Source organism: Marmoricola sp. OAE513, from assembly GCF_040546585.1.
Taxonomy (GTDB): domain Bacteria; phylum Actinomycetota; class Actinomycetes; order Propionibacteriales; family Nocardioidaceae; genus Marmoricola.
In genome coordinates this window covers 263,271-282,851 of record NZ_JBEPOC010000001.1, presented here as the reverse complement: position 1 = coordinate 282,851, position 19,581 = coordinate 263,271, and the positions used below count along the sequence as shown (strand labels likewise).

At 68.6% G+C, this 19,581-nt stretch carries 15 protein-coding genes and 1 tRNA gene; 11 read left to right on the top strand and 5 right to left on the bottom strand.

The features are described 5' to 3' along the window. Window positions 1-118: 118 nt before the first annotated feature. The 3 genes from gltB to pyk all read left to right on the top strand — a co-directional run bounded on the left by gltB (window position 119) and on the right by pyk (window position 7,806). Entirely contained in the window at window positions 119-4,666 is a 4,548-nt protein-coding gene (gene gltB / locus ABIE44_RS01340) for a glutamate synthase large subunit (protein WP_502912750.1), read from the top strand. A 35-nt stretch (window positions 4,667-4,701) separates the two neighbouring features. Beyond that, entirely contained in the window at window positions 4,702-6,165 is a 1,464-nt protein-coding gene (locus ABIE44_RS01335) for a glutamate synthase subunit beta (RefSeq protein WP_209713353.1), read from the top strand. Window positions 6,166-6,357: 192 nt separating this feature from the next. After that, window positions 6,358-7,806, top strand: a complete 1,449-nt coding sequence (pyk, locus tag ABIE44_RS01330) for a pyruvate kinase (RefSeq protein WP_209713355.1) — start codon at window positions 6,358-6,360, stop codon at window positions 7,804-7,806. On the opposite strand, the gene ABIE44_RS01325 is transcribed toward pyk, so the two are convergent. The 3 genes from ABIE44_RS01325 to ABIE44_RS01315 all read right to left on the bottom strand — a co-directional run bounded on the left by ABIE44_RS01325 (window position 7,803) and on the right by ABIE44_RS01315 (window position 9,002). Further along, window positions 7,803-8,102: a hypothetical protein gene (locus ABIE44_RS01325; RefSeq protein ID WP_209713357.1), complete on the bottom strand. Its 300-nt coding sequence runs from the start codon at window positions 8,100-8,102 to the stop codon at window positions 7,803-7,805. The two genes, pyk and ABIE44_RS01325, sit on opposite strands and share 4 nt — an antisense overlap. Before the next feature lie 51 nt (window positions 8,103-8,153). Further along, complete coding sequence (locus tag ABIE44_RS01320) at window positions 8,154-8,894, bottom strand: helix-turn-helix domain-containing protein (RefSeq protein WP_209713359.1); 741 nt, start codon at window positions 8,892-8,894, stop codon at window positions 8,154-8,156. 32 nt (window positions 8,895-8,926) lie between these two features. Next, window positions 8,927-9,002: transfer RNA gene (locus ABIE44_RS01315), tRNA-Leu, on the bottom strand. 61 nt (window positions 9,003-9,063) lie between these two features. Between ABIE44_RS01315 and ABIE44_RS01310 the strand changes: the two genes are divergently transcribed. The 6 genes from ABIE44_RS01310 (at window position 9,064) to ABIE44_RS01285 (ending at window position 14,816) form a co-directional block, all read left to right on the top strand. Beyond that, entirely contained in the window at window positions 9,064-9,663 is a 600-nt protein-coding gene (locus ABIE44_RS01310) for an ANTAR domain-containing response regulator (RefSeq protein ID WP_209713361.1), read from the top strand. Window positions 9,664-9,845: 182 nt separating this feature from the next. After that, a complete protein-coding gene (locus ABIE44_RS01305; RefSeq protein WP_209713363.1) occupies window positions 9,846-10,976 on the top strand; it encodes a branched-chain amino acid ABC transporter substrate-binding protein in 1,131 nt (376 codons plus the stop codon). A 94-nt stretch (window positions 10,977-11,070) separates the two neighbouring features. Continuing rightward, a complete protein-coding gene (locus ABIE44_RS01300) occupies window positions 11,071-12,102 on the top strand; it encodes a branched-chain amino acid ABC transporter permease (protein ID WP_209722924.1) in 1,032 nt (343 codons plus the stop codon). Next, window positions 12,102-13,322: a branched-chain amino acid ABC transporter permease gene (locus ABIE44_RS01295; protein WP_209713365.1), complete on the top strand. Its 1,221-nt coding sequence runs from the start codon at window positions 12,102-12,104 to the stop codon at window positions 13,320-13,322. The genes ABIE44_RS01300 and ABIE44_RS01295 overlap by 1 nt, the downstream gene beginning before the upstream one ends. After that, window positions 13,319-14,107 (top strand): ABC transporter ATP-binding protein, encoded by a 789-nt coding sequence (locus ABIE44_RS01290; RefSeq protein ID WP_209713367.1) that lies wholly within the window; start codon window positions 13,319-13,321, stop codon window positions 14,105-14,107. The genes ABIE44_RS01295 and ABIE44_RS01290 overlap by 4 nt, the downstream gene beginning before the upstream one ends. Beyond that, entirely contained in the window at window positions 14,097-14,816 is a 720-nt protein-coding gene (locus ABIE44_RS01285; RefSeq protein WP_209713369.1) for an ABC transporter ATP-binding protein, read from the top strand. The genes ABIE44_RS01290 and ABIE44_RS01285 overlap by 11 nt, the downstream gene beginning before the upstream one ends. 120 nt (window positions 14,817-14,936) lie before the next feature. Here ABIE44_RS01285 and ABIE44_RS01280 read toward each other — a convergent pair whose 3' ends face one another. Next, a complete protein-coding gene (locus tag ABIE44_RS01280; RefSeq protein WP_209713371.1) occupies window positions 14,937-15,710 on the bottom strand; it encodes a DUF554 domain-containing protein in 774 nt (257 codons plus the stop codon). An 89-nt stretch (window positions 15,711-15,799) separates the two neighbouring features. Between ABIE44_RS01280 and ABIE44_RS01275 the strand changes: the two genes are divergently transcribed. Then, entirely contained in the window at window positions 15,800-16,387 is a 588-nt protein-coding gene (locus ABIE44_RS01275; protein WP_209713373.1) for a GNAT family N-acetyltransferase, read from the top strand. A 3-nt stretch (window positions 16,388-16,390) separates the two neighbouring features. On the opposite strand, the gene ABIE44_RS01270 is transcribed toward ABIE44_RS01275, so the two are convergent. Further along, the gene (locus ABIE44_RS01270) at window positions 16,391-16,816 is read right to left on the bottom strand and encodes a hotdog fold thioesterase (RefSeq protein ID WP_209713375.1); all 426 of its coding nucleotides are present in this window, start codon (window positions 16,814-16,816) and stop codon (window positions 16,391-16,393) included. Between the two features lie 63 nt (window positions 16,817-16,879). Between ABIE44_RS01270 and polA the strand changes: the two genes are divergently transcribed. Beyond that, on the top strand, window positions 16,880-19,567 hold the full coding sequence (gene polA / locus ABIE44_RS01265; protein WP_209713377.1) for a DNA polymerase I: 2,688 nt from the start codon (window positions 16,880-16,882) through the stop codon (window positions 19,565-19,567). Window positions 19,568-19,581: the final 14 nt, after the last annotated feature.

Sequence of the window (19,581 nt, the reverse complement as noted above, 5' to 3'; positions counted from 1 at the left end):
CACCGCAGCACAGAGCCGGGTCCCACGCGGGGCCCAGCCGCGTGCGCACGATGACGACGGGAGAATGCAGATGCACGCATTCCCGCCGCCCGCACCTGGGGCACTCACCAACGGCAACCTGGGCTTCACGAACTACCCGCAGGCTCAGGGTCTCTACGACCCGAAGCACGACCGTGACGCCTGCGGTGTCGCGTTCGTCGCGACACTGACGGGCGTTCCCAGCCACGCCATCGTCACGCAGGCGCTCACCGCCCTGCGCAACCTCGAGCACCGCGGTGCCGCGGGTGCCGAGCCGAACTCCGGCGACGGCGCCGGCATCCTGCTCCAGGTCCCGGACCGCTTCTTCCGCGAGGTGACCGCCGAGCTCGGCTTCGAGCTGCCCGCCCAGCACGCGTACGCCGTCGGCACGGCCTTCCTGCCCGGCGACGCCGAGCACGTCGAGAAGACCCGCCGGCGCATCGAGGAGATCGCTACCGAGGAGGGCCTGACCGTCCTCGGTTGGCGCGAGGTCCCCACCGACCCGTCCTCGCTCGGCAAGACCGCGCACGACTGCATGCCGTCGTTCGCCCAGATCTTCGTCGCCAGCAGCGGCAGCCGTCTGCTCGGCATGGGCCTGGAGCGGCTCGCGTTCTGCCTGCGCAAGCGTGCCGAGCGCGAGACCGACGTGTACTTCCCCTCGCTCTCGAGCCGGACCATCGCCTACAAGGGCATGCTCACCACCGACCAGCTCGACCACGTCTTCCCGGACCTGGTCGACGAGCGGGTCGAGTCGGCGGTCGGAGTCGTGCACTCGCGCTTCTCGACCAACACCTTCCCGAGCTGGCCGCTGAGCCACCCGTTCCGGTTCATCGCGCACAACGGTGAGATCAACACCGTGATGGGCAACCGCAACTGGATGCGCGCTCGCGAGGCGCTCCTGGAGAGCGACGTCATCCCGGGCGACCTGGAGCGGCTGTTCCCGATCTGCACCCCGGGCGCCAGCGACTCGGCCTCCTTCGACGAGGTCCTCGAGCTGCTGCACATGGGTGGCCGCAGCCTGCCGCACGCGGTGCTGATGATGATCCCCGAGGCGTGGGAGAACCACACCGAGATGGACGCGGCTCGCAAGGCTTTCTACGAGTTCCACTCCGCGATGATGGAGCCGTGGGACGGACCGGCGTGCGTCGTGTTTACCGACGGCACCCAGGTCGGGGCCGTGCTGGACCGCAACGGTCTGCGCCCGAGCCGCTACTGGGTCACCGACGAGGGCCTGGTCGTCCTGGCCAGCGAGGTCGGCGTGCTCGACCTCGCCCCGGAGTCGATCGTCCGCAAGGGCCGCCTGCAGCCCGGCAAGATGTTCCTCATCGACACCGAGGAGCACCGGATCATCGAGGACGAGGAGATCAAGTCCTCGCTCGCCGCCGAGAACCCCTACGACGAGTGGCTCCACGCCGGACTGATCAAGCTCTCCGACATCGCCGACCGCGAGCACGTCGTGCACAGCCACGCGTCGGTCACCCGTCGCCAGCAGATCTTCGGCTACACCGAGGAGGAGCTGCGCGTCATCCTGACGCCGATGGCGAACACCGGTGGTGAGCCGCTGGGCTCGATGGGCACCGACACCCCGGTGGCCGTGCTCTCGGACCGGCCGCGCCTGCTGTTCGACTACTTCGCGCAGCTGTTCGCGCAGGTCACCAACCCGCCGCTGGACGCGATCCGCGAGGAGCTGGTCACCAGCCTGAACGGGTCGATCGGCCCCGAGGCGAACCTGCTGTCGCCCGGCCCGTCGTCCTGCCGCCAGGTCGTGCTGCCGTTCCCGGTGATCACCAACGACGAGCTGGTGAAGATCCGGCACATCAACAACGAGGGTGACCACCCCGGTTTCGTCACCCACGTCGCACGCGGTCTGTACGACGTCGCCGGCGGCGGTGAGGCCCTCGCCGAGCGCCTCGACGAGATCTGCGCCGAGGTCTCCGCGGCGATCGCCGGTGGAGCGCGCATCATCGTGCTCTCCGACCGCCACTCGGACGCCACCAAGGCGCCGATCCCGTCGCTGCTGCTCACCGCGGCGGTCCACCACCACCTGGTCCGGGAGAAGTCCCGCACCCAGGTCGGCCTGCTGGTCGAGGCGGGCGACGTGCGCGAGGTGCACCACGTCGCGACGCTGATCGGCTTCGGTGCCGCTGCGGTCAACCCGTACCTGGCGATGGAGACCGTCGAGGACCTCGCCCGGGACGGCTTCTACGTGAAGGCGGAGCCCGAGCAGGCCGTCAAGAACCTGGTGAAGTCGCTGGGCAAGGGCGTGCTCAAGGTGATGTCCAAGATGGGCGTGTCGACCGTGGCGTCGTACACGGGCGCGCAGATCTTCGAGGCCCTCGGCCTGTCCGAGGAGCTCGTCGACAAGTACTTCACCGGCACCACCTCCAAGCTCGGGGGCATCGGCCTCGACGTGATCGCCGAGGAGGTCGCCCTGCGGCACCGCACGGCGTACCCGATCGACGGCATCGCGCCCGCGCACCGCGACCTCGCCATCGGTGGCGAGTACCAGTGGCGCCGCGAGGGTGAGCTGCACCTGTTCAACCCCGAGACGGTCTTCCGTCTCCAGCACGCCACGCGCTCGGGCCGCTACGACGTGTTCAAGCAGTACACCTCGGCGATCGACGAGCAGGCCGAGAAGCTGATGACCCTGCGCGGGCTCTTCCGCTTCAAGGACGGCGCGGAGACCCAGCGCGCCCCGATCTCGATCGACGAGGTCGAGCCCGTCTCGGCGATCGTCAAGCGGTTCTCGACCGGTGCCATGTCCTACGGCTCGATCTCGCGGGAGGCCCACGAGACGCTGGCGATCGCGATGAACCGCCTCGGCGGCAAGTCGAACACCGGTGAGGGCGGCGAGGACGCAGACCGGCTCTACGACCCCGAGCGTCGCTCGTCGATCAAGCAGGTCGCCTCGGGACGCTTCGGCGTCACCTCGGAGTACCTGACCAACGCCGACGACATCCAGATCAAGATGGCGCAGGGTGCCAAGCCCGGCGAGGGTGGCCAGCTGCCCGGCAACAAGGTCTACCCCTGGGTGGCCAAGACCCGGCACAGCACGCCCGGCGTGGGCCTGATCTCGCCGCCGCCGCACCACGACATCTACTCGATCGAGGACCTGGCCCAGCTGATCCACGACCTGAAGAACGCGAACCCGTCCGCACGGGTGCACGTGAAGCTGGTCGCCGAGGTCGGTGTCGGCACGGTTGCCGCGGGTGTCTCCAAAGCGCACGCGGACGTCGTCCTGATCTCCGGTCACGACGGTGGCACGGGAGCGTCCCCGCTGACCTCGCTCAAGCACGCCGGTGGTCCCTGGGAGCTCGGCCTGGCCGAGACCCAGCAGACCCTGCTGCTCAACGGGCTGCGCGACCGCGTCGTGGTGCAGGCCGACGGCCAGCTGAAGACCGGTCGTGACGTCGTCATCGCCGCGCTGCTCGGCGCCGAGGAGTACGGCTTCGCCACCGCTCCGCTGGTGGTCTCGGGCTGCATCCTGATGCGGGTCTGCCACCTCGACACCTGCCCGGTGGGCGTCGCGACGCAGAACCCGGTCCTGCGCGAGCGCTACTCCGGCAAGGCCGAGTACGTCGTGAACTTCTTCGAGTACGTCGCCGAGGAGGTCCGCGAGATCCTCGCCGAGCTCGGTTTCCGCAGCCTGGACGAGGCCATCGGCCACGCCGAGGTGCTGGACGCCGCTCGCGCGATCAACCACTGGAAGGCCGCCGGGCTCGACATCGAGCCGGTCTTCCACGTGCCCGACCTGCCCGAGGGTGCCGCCCTGCGCAACACCACCGTCCAGGACCACGGCATCGACAAGGCGCTCGACAACGAGCTCATCGCGATCTGCGCCCCGGCGCTGGAGAACGGCGAGCCCGTGCGTGCCCAGGTCGCGATCCGCAACGTCAACCGGACGGTCGGCACCATGCTCGGACACGAGCTGACCAAGCGGTACCGCGCCGAGGGTCTGCCCGAGGGCACGATCGACATCACCTTCACCGGCGAGGCGGGCAACTCGTTCGGCGCGTTCGTGCCGAAGGGCATCACGCTGCGGATCGAGGGCGACGCCAACGACTACGTCGGCAAGGGTCTGTCCGGCGGTCGCATCGTCGTGCGCCCCGACCGGGCCGCGACCTTCGATGCCTCGCAGCAGATCATCGCGGGCAACACGATCGGGTACGGCGCGACCTCGGGCGAGATCTTCCTCCGCGGCCAGGCCGGCGAGCGGTTCTGCGTCCGCAACTCGGGCGTCACCGCGATCGTCGAGGGCGTGGGCGACCACGGCTGCGAGTACATGACCGGCGGCACCGTCGTCGTGCTCGGCCCGACCGGGCGCAACTTCGCGGCCGGGATGAGCGGCGGTACGGCGTACGTGCTCGACCTCGACCCGGCGCGCACCAACCGCGAGCTCGTCGACCTCGGACCGGTCCCGGCCGCCGACGTCGCGAAGCTCGAGGGCCTCGTGCGCAAGCACCTCGAGGAGACCGGCTCGACCGTGGCCGAGTCTCTGCTGGCCGACTGGGACACCGCGGTGACCCGGTTCACCGAGGTCATGCCCCGCGACTACCGGACCGTGATGGAGGCGAAGGCGAAGGCCGAGGCCGACGGACTCGGCGAGGCCGAGGTTGCGAAGAAGATGATGGAGTCCCTCCATGGCTGACCACACCCACGGCACCGAACTGAAGGGTGCGAACAATGGCTGACCCGAAGGGCTTCCTCAACAACGGCCGCGAAGTGGCCGAGCGCCGTCCCGTCGAGGAGCGCGTCCAGGACTGGAACGAGGTCTACCCCGGTGGACCCGGTCGCGCGCTGCTGCCGATCATCCGCACCCAGGCCTCGCGCTGCATGGACTGCGGCATTCCGTTCTGCCACCAGGGCTGCCCGCTGGGCAACATCATCCCGGAGTGGAACGACCTGGTCTACCGGGACGACTGGGACGCCGCGATCGAGCGCCTGCACGCGACCAACAACTTCCCGGAGTTCACGGGTCGCCTCTGCCCGGCCCCCTGCGAGACCGCCTGCGTGCTCGGCATCAACCAGGACCCGGTGACGATCAAGAACGTCGAGGTCTCGATCATCGAGCGGGCCTTCGAGTCCCACAACGTGCGGCCGCAGCCGCCGGAGTGGCTCTCGGGCAAGACCGTGGCCGTCATCGGCTCCGGCCCGGCCGGTCTCGCCGTCGCGCAGCAGCTCACGCGTGCCGGTCACACGGTCGCGGTCTACGAGCGCGCCGACAAGATCGGTGGCCTGATGCGCTACGGCATCCCCGAGTTCAAGATGGAGAAGAAGGTCCTGGACCGACGCCTCGAGCAGATGCGTCGTGAGGGCACCGTCTTCCGCGCTGGCGTGAACGTCGGTGAGGAGCTCACCGGCGACCAGCTTCGCGACCGGTACGACGCCGTCGTGCTCGCGGTCGGCTCGACGATCGCCCGCGACCTGCCGGTCCCGGGCCGCGAGCTCGGTGGCATCCACCAGGCGATGGAGTTCCTGCCGCAGGCCAACCGCGTCGCCGTCGGGGAGTCGGTCGACGGGCAGATCCGCGCCGACGGCAAGCACGTCGTCATCATCGGTGGCGGTGACACCGGAGCCGACTGCCTCGGTACGTCGATCCGTCAGGGAGCTGCCTCGATCACCCAGCTCGAGATCATGCCGCGCCCGGGCGAGGAGCGTCCCGCCAACCAGCCGTGGCCGACGTACCCGATGACCTTCAAGGTCTCCTCCGCGCACGAGGAGGGCGGCGACCGGGTCTACGCGGTCTCCACCCAGGAGTTCCTGGGCAACGACGAGGGCAACGTCAAGGCGCTGCGCCTCGTCGAGGTCGACGGCTCGTTCCAGCCGATCGAGGGCACGGAGAAGGAGATCCCGGCGGACCTGGTCCTGCTGGCGATGGGCTTCGTCGGTCCCGAGAAGGCCGGCGTCGTGGAGCAGCTCGGTGTCGAGCTGGACGAGCGCGGCAACATCGTCCGGGACAAGGACTACGCCTCGACCACGCCCGGCGTGTTCGTGGCCGGTGACGCCGGTCGTGGTCAGTCGCTGATCGTGTGGGCGATCGCCGAGGGACGTGCCGCTGCTGCCGCGGTGGACAAGTTCCTGGGCGGCAAACCGGCCACGACGCTCCCCGCGCCGATCCCGCCGACCGAGCGCCCCATCACCGCCTGACCCGACCCGGCAGCAATGTGCAGCTGTCCTGCGCTGACCCGGCAGCAATGTGCAGCCGTCCTGCGCTGACCCGGCAGCAATGTGCGTGTCTTCGTGCACATTGCTGCCGGGTCGGCGAGATGGGGGCGCACATCGCTGCCGGGTCGGCGAGGGGCTTGGAACGTTCAAGGGCGTGAGCGATAGGCTCCGTACGTGCGTAGAGCAAAGATCGTCTGCACCCTCGGTCCGGCCGTCTCCACGAAGGAGTCGATCCGGGCACTGGTCGACGCAGGCATGGACGTCGCCCGCCTGAACCTGAGTCACGGCACCCATGCCGACCACGAGGCCGTCTACAAGATGGTGCGCGAGGCGTCCGACGAGAGTGGTCACGCGATCGGGGTCTTCGCCGACCTCCAGGGGCCGAAGATCCGGCTCGGTTGGTTCCGCGACGGTGGCGTTCGGATCAACGCCGGCCAGTCGTTCACGATCACCACCCGCGAGGTTTCCGGCGACAACGAGATCGCCTCGACCACGTACGAGGGCCTGCCCGGCGACGTCAGTCCCGACGACCAGATCCTCATCGACGACGGCAAGGTGCGGCTGCGGGTCACGGCCGTCGACGGTACCGAGGTGCACACCCGGGTCGAGGTCGGCGGACGCGTCAGCGACCACAAGGGCATCAACCTGCCTGGCGTTCCGGTCAGCGTGCCGGCGCTCTCGGAGAAGGACATCGAGGACCTGCGGTGGGCGCTGCACCTCACCGTCGACTTCATCGCGCTGTCCTTCGTGCGCTCGGCCAAGGACGTCGAGGACGTGCGCCGGATCATGCGCGAGGAGGGCGTCATGCTTCCGGTGATCGCGAAGATCGAGAAGCCGCAGGCGATCGACAACCTCGACGAGGTGATCAAGGCGTTCGACGGGTTCATGGTCGCGCGCGGCGACCTCGGCGTGGAGTGTCCGCTCGAGGACGTCCCGTTCCTGCAGAAGCGCGTGGTGGCCAAGGCCCGGCGCAACGCCAAACCCGTCATCGTCGCGACCCAGATGCTCGAGTCGATGATCTCCGCTCCGGCGCCCACCCGCGCCGAGGCCTCCGACGTCGCCAACGCCGTGCTCGACGGCGCCGACGCCGTGATGCTGTCCGGCGAGACCAGCGTGGGGGAGTACCCCATCGAGACAGTGCGCACGATGGCCCGGATCATCTCCTCCACCGAGGACCACGAGCTCGAGCGGATGGCCGCCATCGACTGGCAGCCCAAGACGCGCGGCGGCATCGTCGCGAAGGCAGCCGCCGAGGTCGCCGAGCGAGTAGGGGCGAAGTACCTGGTCGCCTTCACGCAGTCCGGGGACTCCGCCCGTCGGCTCGCGCGCTACCGCGGCACGATCCCGGTGCTCGCGTTCACCCCCGAGGCGACGGTGCGGTCACAGCTCTCGATGACCTGGGGCGTCGAGACGTTCAAGACCGTCGAGGTCGAGCACACCGACCAGATGGTGCGGCAGGTCGACGAGCAGCTGCTCGACGCGGGCCGCGTCAAGGAGGGCGACATCGTCGTGATCATCGCCGGCAGTCCTCCGGGCATCCCCGGATCGACCAACGCCCTGCGCATCCACCGGATGGGCGACGCGATCAACGAAGTCGCGCCGGCGTACCGACGGCTCAGCTAGCTTCCGTTCGGCGGCAACGGGTTGCGCTGCGGCTTCGGCGGTCGGCCCGGGTCGATCACGTCGCTGCCGTAGCGGGACTTCAGCCACCGGTCCGCCTCCTCGCGGGTGCTGCCCCCGAGCTCCGACACCGCGTCCTTGATCCCGAGGTGCACCCCGAGCGCGATCGCCCAGATCAACAGGAAGGTCGACGCCGCTCCGAGGATCACCGCAGCGAGCGCCCCGCCGTCCCCGGCGGCGACGAGTCCGCCGACCAGGTAGCCGATGATGGCCAGGAACAGGAACAGGCTGCGCTCCACGAGAGCTCCTCGGGTCGGGGGTTCGACCAGTGTGCCACCGCTCGAGGGGTGCTACTGCTTGATTCCGATCAGCTCGGTAAGCCGCGCGACGTCGGCTCGTCGCGAGACCGAGAGGACGCGAGGATTGGTCTGGCGGTACTCGACGCCTACCAGGTCCAGCGTTTCGCGGCACCACCGCATGATGTCGTGGGACTCGTTCACGAACTGCCAGCGCGGGTACTCGTAGCGCTTCCTTTCGCCGGCGACCATGCGGGTCGCCCAGTTCTTGACCAAGGAGCCGTCGGAGTGGAAGAGGCCGCGAAGGAAGTCAGCCGGATGTTCCTCCACGATGGCACGCTGCCAACTCGTCATCGTCAGCGTCCGTTCGTGCTTCCGGCCAGGTCCGTGCTGCGGGAACAGACAGGGCCAGTGCTTCCAGTTCGACTGGACGCTGATGCATCCGGGCGCGGGCACGAGGTGCGTCGGGCGGTCGGGGTGTACAGCACGGACCACCGAAGCGACGTCGGCCAGGATCGCGGGCAGCTTCGCGTCGCACGCGATCCGGAGCGCGTGATACCGCGCTGCCCGCGAGATGCAGCCGTCGCCGAGGTAGTAGCCGAACAGGGCTGCATAGGCCGGCGTGGAAGTGAACGGAGCCGGGCACGGTCGCGCGCCGCCACTCGATCCGCGGGGATCGTCGCGCCACCGCCGAAGCGCTGCCCGGCTGACACCCAGCTCGTCGGAGATGGCGTTAAGCGACATGCCTGCCGCGACTAGACCGAGGGCGCGGGACCGAAACTCCGTGTCGTACATGACCCCACAGTCGTGGCACCCACGGACAGATTTGGTGCCCCGAGTCGGATTCGAACCGACACTGGATGTGGTTTGAGCACATTGCCTCTGCCGTTGGGCTATCGGGGCGACAGCAAGCCCAAACGCTACCGGACAGCCCGCCGCTCGCCGCACTCGGTAACCTGTCGCCGTGACCGAGACACCTACCACCCCGACCCGCCGCGTCGTGATCGCCGAGGACGAGGCGCTGATCCGGCTCGACCTCGCCGAGATGCTGGCCGAGGAGGGGTACGACGTCGTGGCAGCGGTCGACGACGGCGAGCAGGCGATCGCGAAGACCGAGGAGCTGCGCCCCGACCTCGTCATCCTCGACGTGAAGATGCCCCGGCTCGACGGTATCGCCGCGGCGGAGCGGATCGCCTCCCAGCGGATCGCCCCGGTCGTCATGCTCACCGCGTTCAGCCAGCGCGACCTGGTCGAGCGCGCACGAGACGCCGGCGCGATGGCGTACCTGGTCAAGCCGTTCGGCAAGTCCGACCTGGTGCCGGCGATCGAGATGGCGGTCAGCCGGTTCGCCGAGCTGCAGATGCTGGAGGCCGAGGTCGCCGACCTCAACGAGCGGCTCGAGACCCGCAAGGTCGTCGACCGCGCCAAGGGGGTCCTGCAGGAGAAGTTGAGCCTCAGCGAGCCCGACGCGTTCCGATGGATCCAGAAGACCGCGATGGACCTGAGGCTCTCGATGCGCGAGGTCGCCGTCGGCGTCGTCGAGCACGGCATCGAGGTCAAGTAGGGGCCGAGCCGGGCCTTTGGTCCCGCTCTTGTGACGGGAGTGATTCCGCTTCGTCACAAAATGGCAACGGTCGAGATCCGTCGCCTGACGTTCCCCCGCAGACGAATATCCGGTGCTAGGTTCCCGGAGAACGTGCGATCGAACTCCTTATCGTTCGCATCCAACCGTCAAGCGGAGGAAAGATGATCCGTTCCACCAAGTCCCTGCGCACGCTCGCAGCCCTTGCGGGTGTCGCTGCCCTGACCCTGAGCGCCTGCGGCAGCTCAGACGACGATGGCGACAAGAAGTCCGCTGGCGGCGCCAGCGAGCTCTGTGGCAAGAACCTCGCCTTCCTCGGTGCACTGACCGGCGACGCCGGTGCACTCGGCCAGAACATGGTCAACGGCATCGAGCTCGCTCTCAAGGAGCACAACGACAAGAACGCTGACTGCAAGATCAGCCTCAAGAAGTTCGACTCGCAGGGGTCCCCGGACAACGCGCCGGGTCTGGCCACCCAGATCGTGAACGACGACTCCATCTTCGGTCTCGTCGGCCCGGGCTTCTCGGGTGAGTCGCTGGCCACCGGCAAGACGTTCTTCGAGGCCGGCCTGCCGTCGATCTCCCCGTCGGCCACCAACGTGACCATCACCGACCAGGGCTGGACCACGTGGCACCGGGTCATCGGCAACGACGACGCCCAGGGCAAGGCCGACGCCGGCTACCTGACCGGCAAGGTCGGCGCCAAGAAGGTCTTCGTCGTCGACGACGGTCAGGACTACAGCAAGGGCCTCGCGGGTACCGTCAAGGACGCCCTCGGCGACGCGCTGGTCGACTCCGACCAGATCTCGGTCGGCGACACCAACATGTCGGCCGTCGTCCAGGCCGTGAAGTCCTCCGGTGCGGACGCCGTGTTCTACGGCGGCTACTACACCGAGGCCGGCCTTCTCGCGAAGCAGCTGCGCCAGGGTGGCTTCAAGGGCACGTTCATGTCGGGTGACGGTTCCGAGGACCCGAACTTCGTCAAGGTCGCGGGCAAGGAAGGCGCCGAGGGCGCTGTCCTCTCCGCCCCCGCTGGTCCGGCACCGTCGGGCTTCGGCGCCACGGGCCTGTACGCCACCCAGGCGTACGACGCCACGAACATCTTCCTGGCGGGCATCGAGGACGGTGCGTCCAACGGCGAGGAGCTGAACAAGTTCATCGGTTCCTACACCGGTGACGGTGTCAGCGGCCCGATCGCCTTCGACGACAAGGGTGACATCAAGGAGTCGAAGATCTACGCCTACTTCGTCAAGAGCGGCGAGCTGGACGTGGCGAACCCCGAGGTCATCGAGTAATCAACCTCGACTGATCAACTGAACAACGCTGTGGCCGGAGGGCGACCTCCGGCCACAGCATTCAGCAACGGGTGAGGGGATCCCCTTGGACTTGATGACGGTCACGACGTACAGCGTCCACGACCTCTTCGGAAGCTTCGACAACTTCGCGAGCTACACCACCGGCGGCCTGGTCTACGGCGCCATCTACGCACTCATCGCCCTGGGCTACACGATGGTCTACGGCGTGCTGCAGCTCATCAACTTCGCCCACTCCGAGGTCTTCATGTACGGCACCTTCGCCGTCGCCTGGACCTTCGTGTTCCTGCACGGGACCGACTCCGCGTCGCAGTCCCTCGGTGAGGCGTTACCCATACTCCTGGTCGCGCTCCTCGTGGCCATGTTCGTCTCGGCTCTCGTGGCTCTGTTGCTCGAGCGGGTGGCCTACCGTCCGCTGATCAACAAGAACGCCCCCAAGCTGATCGCGCTGATCTCCGCGATCGGTGCCTCCTTCGCCCTCGCCGAGGCCATGGGTCTCCGCGACCGGTTCGCGAAGTGGGTCGGGCTGGACGACAACCTCAAGGACTACGTCTCCCCGGAGAAGGCGCGCGACGTCTACTCCAACCCGGTGACGATCAACCCGCACGACCTGTTCAGCATCGGCGGCTATACCGTCACCGACGTCGACCTCGTCGTGATCGGCGCCGCCATCCTGATGATGGTCGCGCTCGACCAGTTCGTGCGCCGCACCCGTTTCGGTCGCGGCATCCGGGCGGTCGCCCAGGACCCCGAGTCGGCAGCCCTCATGGGCGTGAACTCGACGCGCGTCGTCCAGGTCACCTTCCTGATCGGTGGCCTGATGGCCGGCGTCGCGGCAACGCTGTACATGCTCAAGATCGGGTCGACCCGGCAGAACGCCGGCTTCATCCTCGGCGTCAAGGCGTTCACCGCCGCTGTCATGGGAGGCATCGGAAACCTCCGTGGCGCCCTCCTCGGTGGTCTGCTCCTCGGTGTCATGGAGAACTGGGGATCCGCGGTCTTCGGCTCGCAGTGGAAGGACGTCGTCGCGTTCGTCCTGCTCGTCCTGATCCTGCTCGTTCGACCGTCGGGTCTCCTCGGTGAGGCGCTCGGAAAGGCGCGTGCGTGATGGCCACCCAGACCCAGCCGCCGGTCGGTACCTGGCGCAACCCCCTCGCGGTCATCGGTGACAAGTGGGACGGCGTGGTCAACGCCTACAACCGTCAGCCGCTGTTGGTCAGGGCACTGCTGATCGCCCTCGTCCTCGTCCTCGTCTACGCCCTTCCGCTGCTGCGGCCGCCGGTGCTCACCACGCAGAACATCGACTTCGGCGGCGTGATGTTCCGCGTCGCCGCGTTCGCGCTGGTAGCGCTCGGCCTGAACATCGTGATCGGGTACGCCGGTCTGCTCGACCTCGGGTACGTCGGCTTCTACGCCACGGGTGCCTACACGACTGGTGTGCTCACCGCCCAGCACGGCAGCTGGCCGTTCTTCCTGGCTCTGCCCATCGCGATCGTGGTCACGATGATCACCGGAGTCATACTCGGAGCACCCACGTTGCGGGTGCGCGGCGACTACCTCGCCATCGTGACGCTCGGCTTCGGTGAGATCATCCGGATCTGCGTGAAGAACATCGAGTGGCTCGGCGCCTCGGCCGGCATCAAGGACATCCCGCACCCGAACACGATCGGGCCGGCGGCCAACCCGCCGTTCGACAAGGGTGGCCTGTTCGAGATCCCCCGGGTCCAGTGGGACGGCTTGACGCCGTCGTTGGACTACGACCACGCCACGCACTTCCTGGTCTTCGGTGCGCTGGACGCGATCCCGTACTACTGGCTCCTGCTGACGGCGCTGATCCTGGTGCTCATCGGTGACCGGCTGATCAAGGCCAGCCGCGTGGGCCGCGCCTGGGAGGCCACCCGGGAGGACGAGGACGCCGCCGAGCTGATGGGTGTCCCGACGTTCAAGTACAAGCTGATGGCGTTCGCCCTGGGTGCTGCGATCGGCGGCCTGTCCGGTGCGTTCTACGCCAGCGGCCAGGGCGGCTACATCAGCCCTGACAGTTTCCCGCTGCTGCTGTCCATGCTCTTCGTCGCGGCGGTCATCGTCGGTGGATCCGGTAACCGCTGGGGAGCGATCGCGGGTGGAGCCCTGGTGGCCTACCTGCCGGAGCGCTTCCGCGAGTTCGCCGACTACCGCCTCCTGGTCTTCGGCCTGGCGCTCACGGTGCTCGCCGTCTGGAAGCCGGACGGCCTCCTGCCGCCGCGGAGGGTCAGGCGGGCGAAGGCTGCGGAAGCCGAGATCGACGCACTCGAGCTCGGTGAGGACGACGGGGGAGTGAAGGCATGACGAACGAAGCCAGGGCGATCCTCGAGGTCGACAACGCCACCCTCCGGTTCGGTGGCCTGACCGCTCTCAACCAGGTCAGCTTCGACATCAAGGAGGGCGAGATCCTCGGCCTCATCGGGCCGAACGGCGCCGGCAAGACGACCTGCTTCAACGCGATGACGGGCGTCTACCAGCTCACCGACGGTCAGATCCGGTTCGACGGCAAGCCGTTGACCAAGATGAAGCGGTTCAAGATCACCCAGCTGGGGATCGCGCGCACCTTCCAGAACATCAGGCTCTTCAAGGCGATGACGGTCCTGGAGAACGTGATGGTCGGGGCGGACGCGCACAGCAAGGTGAGCTTCTTCGAGGCGCTCTTCCGGCTGCCGCGGCACCGTCACACCGAAGCAGCGTCGCTGGCGCGGGCGAAGGAGCTGCTCGACCTGGTCGGCATCAAGGCCGGCCACGACGAGCTGGCCGCGAACCTCTCGTACGGCGACCAGCGACGCCTCGAGATCGCGCGCGCGATGGCGACCAACCCGAAGCTGCTGTGCCTCGACGAGCCGGCAGCCGGCTTCAACCCCGCCGAGAAGGTGAAGCTCATGGAGCTGATCCGGAAGGTGCGGGACAACGGCTACACCGTGCTGCTGATCGAGCACGACATGCGCCTGGTCATGGGCGTCACCGATCGGATCGTGGTGCTCGAGTTCGGTCAGAAGATCGCCGAGGGAACCCCTGCCGAGATCCGCGATAACCCCGCGGTGATCGCGGCCTACCTGGGAGTGGACGAAGAAGATGCTTCTTGAGGTCAACGGCCTGTGCGTGAACTACGGGCACATCGAGGCCATCCGTGACATCTCGTTCGGGGTCGAGGAGGGCACGGTCGCAACGCTGATCGGAGCCAACGGCGCGGGCAAGACGACGACGCTCAAGACCCTGTCGGGTCTGCGCAAGGTGCGGGCCGGCTCGGTGATCTTCGACGGCAAGGACATCACCAACATGCCGCCGTACGAGCGGGTGCTGCTGGGCCTGAGCCAGTCACCGGAAGGTCGTGGCTGCTTCCCGGGCATGAGCGTCCTGGAGAATCTGGACATGGGCGCCTACGTCCGCAAGGACCGCAAGACCGCGGCGTACCGGCAGGACCTGGAGCGGGTGTTCCACCTGTTCCCGCGGCTGGAGGAGCGCCGGAACCAGGCGGCCGGAAGCATGTCCGGTGGTGAGCAGCAGATGCTCGCCATCGGCCGCGCCCTGATGGCCAAGCCGCGCCTGGTGCTGCTCGACGAGCCCTCGATGGGTCTCGCGCCGAAGCTGATCCAGCAGATCTTCAACATCATCACGGAGATCAACAACCAGGGCACCACGGTGCTCCTGGTGGAGCAGAACGCGGCTCAGGCACTCAAGCGCGCGCACACGGCCCACATCCTGGAGACCGGCGAGATCGTCCGCTCGGGGACGGGTGCCGAGCTCGCCGGCGACGACAGCGTGAAGGCCGCGTACCTCGGCGGCGACGTCTAGCTCCTGACGGCGTCCGACGTGGTGCATGGCAGGGCGGAGGAACGCAGGCGTCCTTCAGCGAAGCGCAGCGGAGCGGACGTCAAGTGACGACAACGCGGCCAGGTGCCGCGTGGGGCGCCGTCAGCGGAACCAGGTCACGACCTCGACCAGTACCGGCGCGATCAGCAGTGCCGGCAGCAGGTCGCCGACCTTCACCTGCTTGATCTCGAGCAGGCGCAGCGCCACGCCCACCAGCAGCAGTCCGCCGGTGGCCGTGAGCGCTGCGAGGTGCGCGTCGGGCACGAAGTCGCCCAGGACGGCGCCCAGGGCGGTGAGTGACCCCTGGACGACGACGAGCGTGACGACGCTGGCCACCACGCCCCAGCCGAAGGTGGCCGCGAACGCGATCGCGGCGAAGCCGTCGAGAGCGGACTTCAGCAGCAGCTGGTCGGCGCCGCTGCCGATGCCCTCCGTGATCGAGCCGAGGATCGTCAGCGGGCCGACGCAGAAGACGAGGGAGCTGATCAGGAAGCCCTGGATGAACCGGGTGCGGGCGTCCTCGGCGACGGCGTCGGCCCCCTCGGCCGACGCCGCGCTGCCGGTGAACCGGCGCTGCAGGTAGTCGCCCAAGCCCTCGATCCGGTCCTCCAGGCGCAGCAGCGACCCGACGATCGCGCCGGTCGCCAGGGCGCCCAGGACGATCAGCATCGGCGCGGAGTCGCCGACCGCGTCGGACAGCGAGCCGTCGGTCACCGCGATCGCGGACGTCCCGGCGATCAGCAGGGTCACCAGTCCGAGGGCGTCGGTCACCCGGCTCCGCACCCGCACGGGCAGCCGGTGGCCGATCAGGACGCCCAGCGTGCCCCCGAGGAGGACCGTCGAGGCGTTGACCAGCGTGCCGGTTCCTGTGAACACGAGAGACCCCTAGAAGTGGTGGAAGGTTGAAGCGTAGTGTGCACGCTCAGACGGTTTCGGGCTCTCATCGGGTGTGAAGGAGACAACGAATGTCGCGTCACGTGCTGGATGTCCGCGACGCGTGTCCCGAGGACGCGCAGGCGCTGCTCCGTCTCTGGTCCGAGAGCGGTCCCCGAGGTGTCGAGACAGCCAGCCCGCGCCCGGTCGAGGAGGCCGCCGCCGCGCTGGCCCAGATCGCTGCGGACCCGGACGAGCGCGTCATCGTCGGGCTCTTCGAGGACGAGGTCGTCGCGGCGATCCACCTCCGCCGCGCCGCGATGAGCCCGCTGCACACCGACATGGCACTGCACAGCTCCTACCTGCTGGTCAGCCCGGAGCACCGCAAGCACGGGTTCGCACGGATGATGCTCGACGCCGCGGTGACCTGGGCGGAGGACAAGGACATCGCCCACATCACGGCGATCACCTCGAGCGGCTCGCGTGACACCAACCGGTTCCTCGCCCGCCTCGGGCTCGGCACCGTGGCATCGGTACGGGTGGCGAGCACGGCGGTGCTCCGCCGCAAGCTCACCCCCGAGGTGCTGCGCACCCGGACGGACCGGCGCAACCTCGGGCGGATCCTGGCCCAGCGCCGCTCGGTCCAGCGGGTCGTCATCGACCCCGAGGCCGCAGAGTAACCGTCAGCTCGGCGGATCGATCAGCGCGCAGGTGATCCGCGAGGTGCAGACCCGCTTGCCGCGCTCGTCGGTGATGACGATCTCGAACGCCGCGCTGGTGCGACCCAGGTGGATGGCGGTCGCCGTACCGGTGACGGTGCCCGAGGTCGCGGAGCGGTGGTGGGTCGCGTTGATGTCGACACCGACCGGGATCTTGCCGAGAGTCTGGGCGTGCAGGCCCGAGCCCATCGATCCGAGGGTCTCGGCGAGCACGACCGAGGCGCCGCCGTGCAGCAGCCCGTAGGGCTGGGTGTTGCCCTCGACCGGCATCGTCGCGACGATGCGCTCCGCGGACAGCTCGACGACCTCGATGCCCATCTTGTCGTTGAGGGCACCCATTCCTTGCGGCATCGCGGCGATGTAGGCCTCGATCTCGTCCTTGTTGCTCATGCCCCCATCCTGCCCCCGAGCGCCGAGGCTGACGTTGTCGGGGCCACCCACTAGGGTCGAGACGTGCCCGCGAACGACTCCGACAGCCAGCGCCCACGCCTCCTGCTCCTCGACGGCCACTCCTTGGCCTACCGGGCTTTCTTCGCCCTGCCGGTGGAGAACTTCTCCACGGTGACGGGCCAGACGACCAACGCCGTATACGGGTTCACCTCGATGCTCGTCAACGTGCTCCGCGACGAGCAGCCGACCCACGTCGCGGTCGCGTTCGACCGGTCCCGCAAGACGTTCCGGCTCGCGGAGTACCCGGAGTACAAGGCCAAGCGCAACAAGACTCCTGACGAGTTCAGCAGCCAGCTCTCGATCCTGCGGCAGCTGCTCGACACCTTCTCGATCCCGCACCTCGACTACGAGGGCTTCGAGGCCGACGACATCATCGCCACGCTGGCGACCCAGGCCCTGGCCGACGGCTTCGAGGTCCTGATCCTCACCGGCGACCGCGACTCGCTCCAGCTGGTCACCGAGAGCTCGACGGTGCTCTACCCGATGCGCGGGGTCTCCGAGCTCGCCCGGATGACCCCCGAGGCCGTCGAGGCCAAGTACGCCGTCCCGCCGCACCGCTACCCCGAGCTCGCCGCGCTGGTCGGCGAGGACTCGGACAACCTGCCCGGCATCCCCGGGGTGGGCCCGAAGACGGCGGCGAAGTGGATCGCGACGTACGACGGCCTGGAGAACGTGATCAACCGGGCTGATGAGGTCGGTGGCAAGGCGGGGGAGAACCTGCGCGCCCATCTCGACGACGTGATCCGCAACCGGCGGCTCAACGCGCTGGTCCGCGACCTGCCGCTGGAGCTGACGCCGGCCGACCTGCCCCGTGCGGAGTGGGACCGGCAGGCAGCGTTGGCCCTGCTGGACGAGCTGGAGTTCCGCGGGGAGCTGCGCACGCGCATCCTCGACACGCTCGCCCCCGAGGAGGAGCCCGAGGTCGAGGGCGGCTTCGAGCTGGCCGGCCAGACGGTCGACCCGGGCGCCCTCACGGAGTTCCTCGACGGCCTCGGCGCGGACCGCGTCGGTCTGCACGTTCGGGGCACCTGGGGGTCCGGCACCGGCCGGGTGGACGGGCTGGCGTTCGCGCTGGCTGACGGCACCGCGGCGTACGTCGACGTCGCCGGGCTGACCCAGTCCGACGACGCCGCCCTGGCCGGGTGGCTCGCCGATGCGGACCGGCCGAAGATCCTGCACGACGCCAACGGGCCCCTGCTCGCGCTCGGTGCCCACGGCTGGCAGGTCGCGGGCCTGGAGACCGACACGGCGATGATGGCCTACCTGGTCGCGCCCGACCAGCGCAGCTACGCACTGGCCGACCTGACGCTGCGCTACCTCAAGCGCGAGCTGAAGCAGGACAGCGGCGACGACCAGGGACTCCTCTTCGAGGCCGGGAACGAGGTCGCTGAGACCGCGATGCTGCACGCCCGCGCGGTGCTCGACCTGTCCGAGACGCTGGCCTCCGAGCTCGAGGAGCACGGGGGCACCCAGCTGCTCGCCGACATCGAGCTCCCGCTGGTCGAGGTGCTGGTGGGGATGGAGCGCGTCGGCATCGCCGTCGACTCCGACCTGCTCCGCGGCTTCGAGGCGGAGTTCTCCGACTCGGTGCGCGCCGCCGCCGCCGAGGCCTACGACGTGATCGGCAAGGAGATCAACCTCGGGTCGCCCAAGCAGCTCCAGGTGGTGCTCTTCGACGAGCTCGACATGCCCAAGACCAAGCGCACCAAGACCGGCTACACCACCGACGCCGACGCCCTGCAGGACCTGTTCGTCAAGACCGAGCACCCGTTCCTCGCGCACCTGCTGCGCCACCGCGACGTCAGCCGGCTGCGCCAGACGGTGGAGGGCCTGCTCAAGACCGTGGCCGACGACGGCCGCATCCACACCACGTTCAACCAGCTGATCGCCGCGACCGGACGGCTCTCCAGCACCGAGCCGAACCTGCAGAACATCCCCGTCCGCACCGAGGAGGGCCGCCGGATCCGGCAGTCCTTCGTGGTCGGCGACGGGTACGACGCCATCATGACCGCGGACTACAGCCAGATCGAGATGCGGATCATGGCGCACCTGTCCGAGGACACCCTCCTCATCGAGGCCTTCAACTCCGGTCGCGACTTCCACCAGATCACCGCGGCCCGGGTCTTCGGCGTCGAGCCCACCGAGGTCAACACCGAGATGCGGGCGAAGATCAAGGCGATGAACTACGGCCTGGCGTACGGACTGTCCGCCTTCGGCCTCTCCCAGCAGCTCAAGATCGAGACGGGTGAGGCCAAGGGCCTCATGGACGAGTACTTCGAGACCTTCGGCGGCATCCGCGACTACCTCGCAGGTGTCGTCGACGAGGCCCGGCGCACGGGCTTCACCGAGACCATCATGGGACGCCGCCGCTACCTCCCCGACCTGACCAGCGACAACCGTCAGCGACGGGACACCGCCGAGCGGATGGCGCTCAACGCTCCCATCCAGGGATCGGCGGCGGACATCATCAAGGTCGCGATGCTCAACGTCGACCGTGCGCTGACCGAGGCCGGGATGTCCTCGCGGATGCTCCTCCAGGTGCACGACGAGCTCGTCTTCGAGGTCGCGCCGGGGGAGACCGAGACCCTCGAGGCCCTGGTCCGTGAGCAGATGGCGGCGGCGGCCGACCTGACTGTGCCGCTGGACGTCTCGGTCGGCACCGGAACCAGCTGGCACGAGGCCGCGCACTGACCCGGTCGCGCACC

Coding starts and splice junctions, on each gene's coding strand:
- ABIE44_RS01295 (WP_209713365.1), top strand. CDS start 12,102: ATGGCCACCCAGACCCAGCCGCCGGTCGGTACCTGGCGCAACCCCCTC.
- ABIE44_RS01290 (WP_209713367.1), top strand. CDS start 13,319: ATGACGAACGAAGCCAGGGCGATCCTCGAGGTCGACAACGCCACCCTC.
- ABIE44_RS01335 (WP_209713353.1), top strand. CDS start 4,702: ATGGCTGACCCGAAGGGCTTCCTCAACAACGGCCGCGAAGTGGCCGAG.
- ABIE44_RS01300 (WP_209722924.1), top strand. CDS start 11,071: ATGACGGTCACGACGTACAGCGTCCACGACCTCTTCGGAAGCTTCGAC.
- ABIE44_RS01285 (WP_209713369.1), top strand. CDS start 14,097: ATGCTTCTTGAGGTCAACGGCCTGTGCGTGAACTACGGGCACATCGAG.
- ABIE44_RS01305 (WP_209713363.1), top strand. CDS start 9,846: ATGATCCGTTCCACCAAGTCCCTGCGCACGCTCGCAGCCCTTGCGGGT.
- ABIE44_RS01275 (WP_209713373.1), top strand. CDS start 15,800: ATGTCGCGTCACGTGCTGGATGTCCGCGACGCGTGTCCCGAGGACGCG.
- ABIE44_RS01270 (WP_209713375.1), bottom strand. CDS start 16,816: ATGAGCAACAAGGACGAGATCGAGGCCTACATCGCCGCGATGCCGCAA.
- ABIE44_RS01320 (WP_209713359.1), bottom strand. CDS start 8,894: ATGTACGACACGGAGTTTCGGTCCCGCGCCCTCGGTCTAGTCGCGGCA.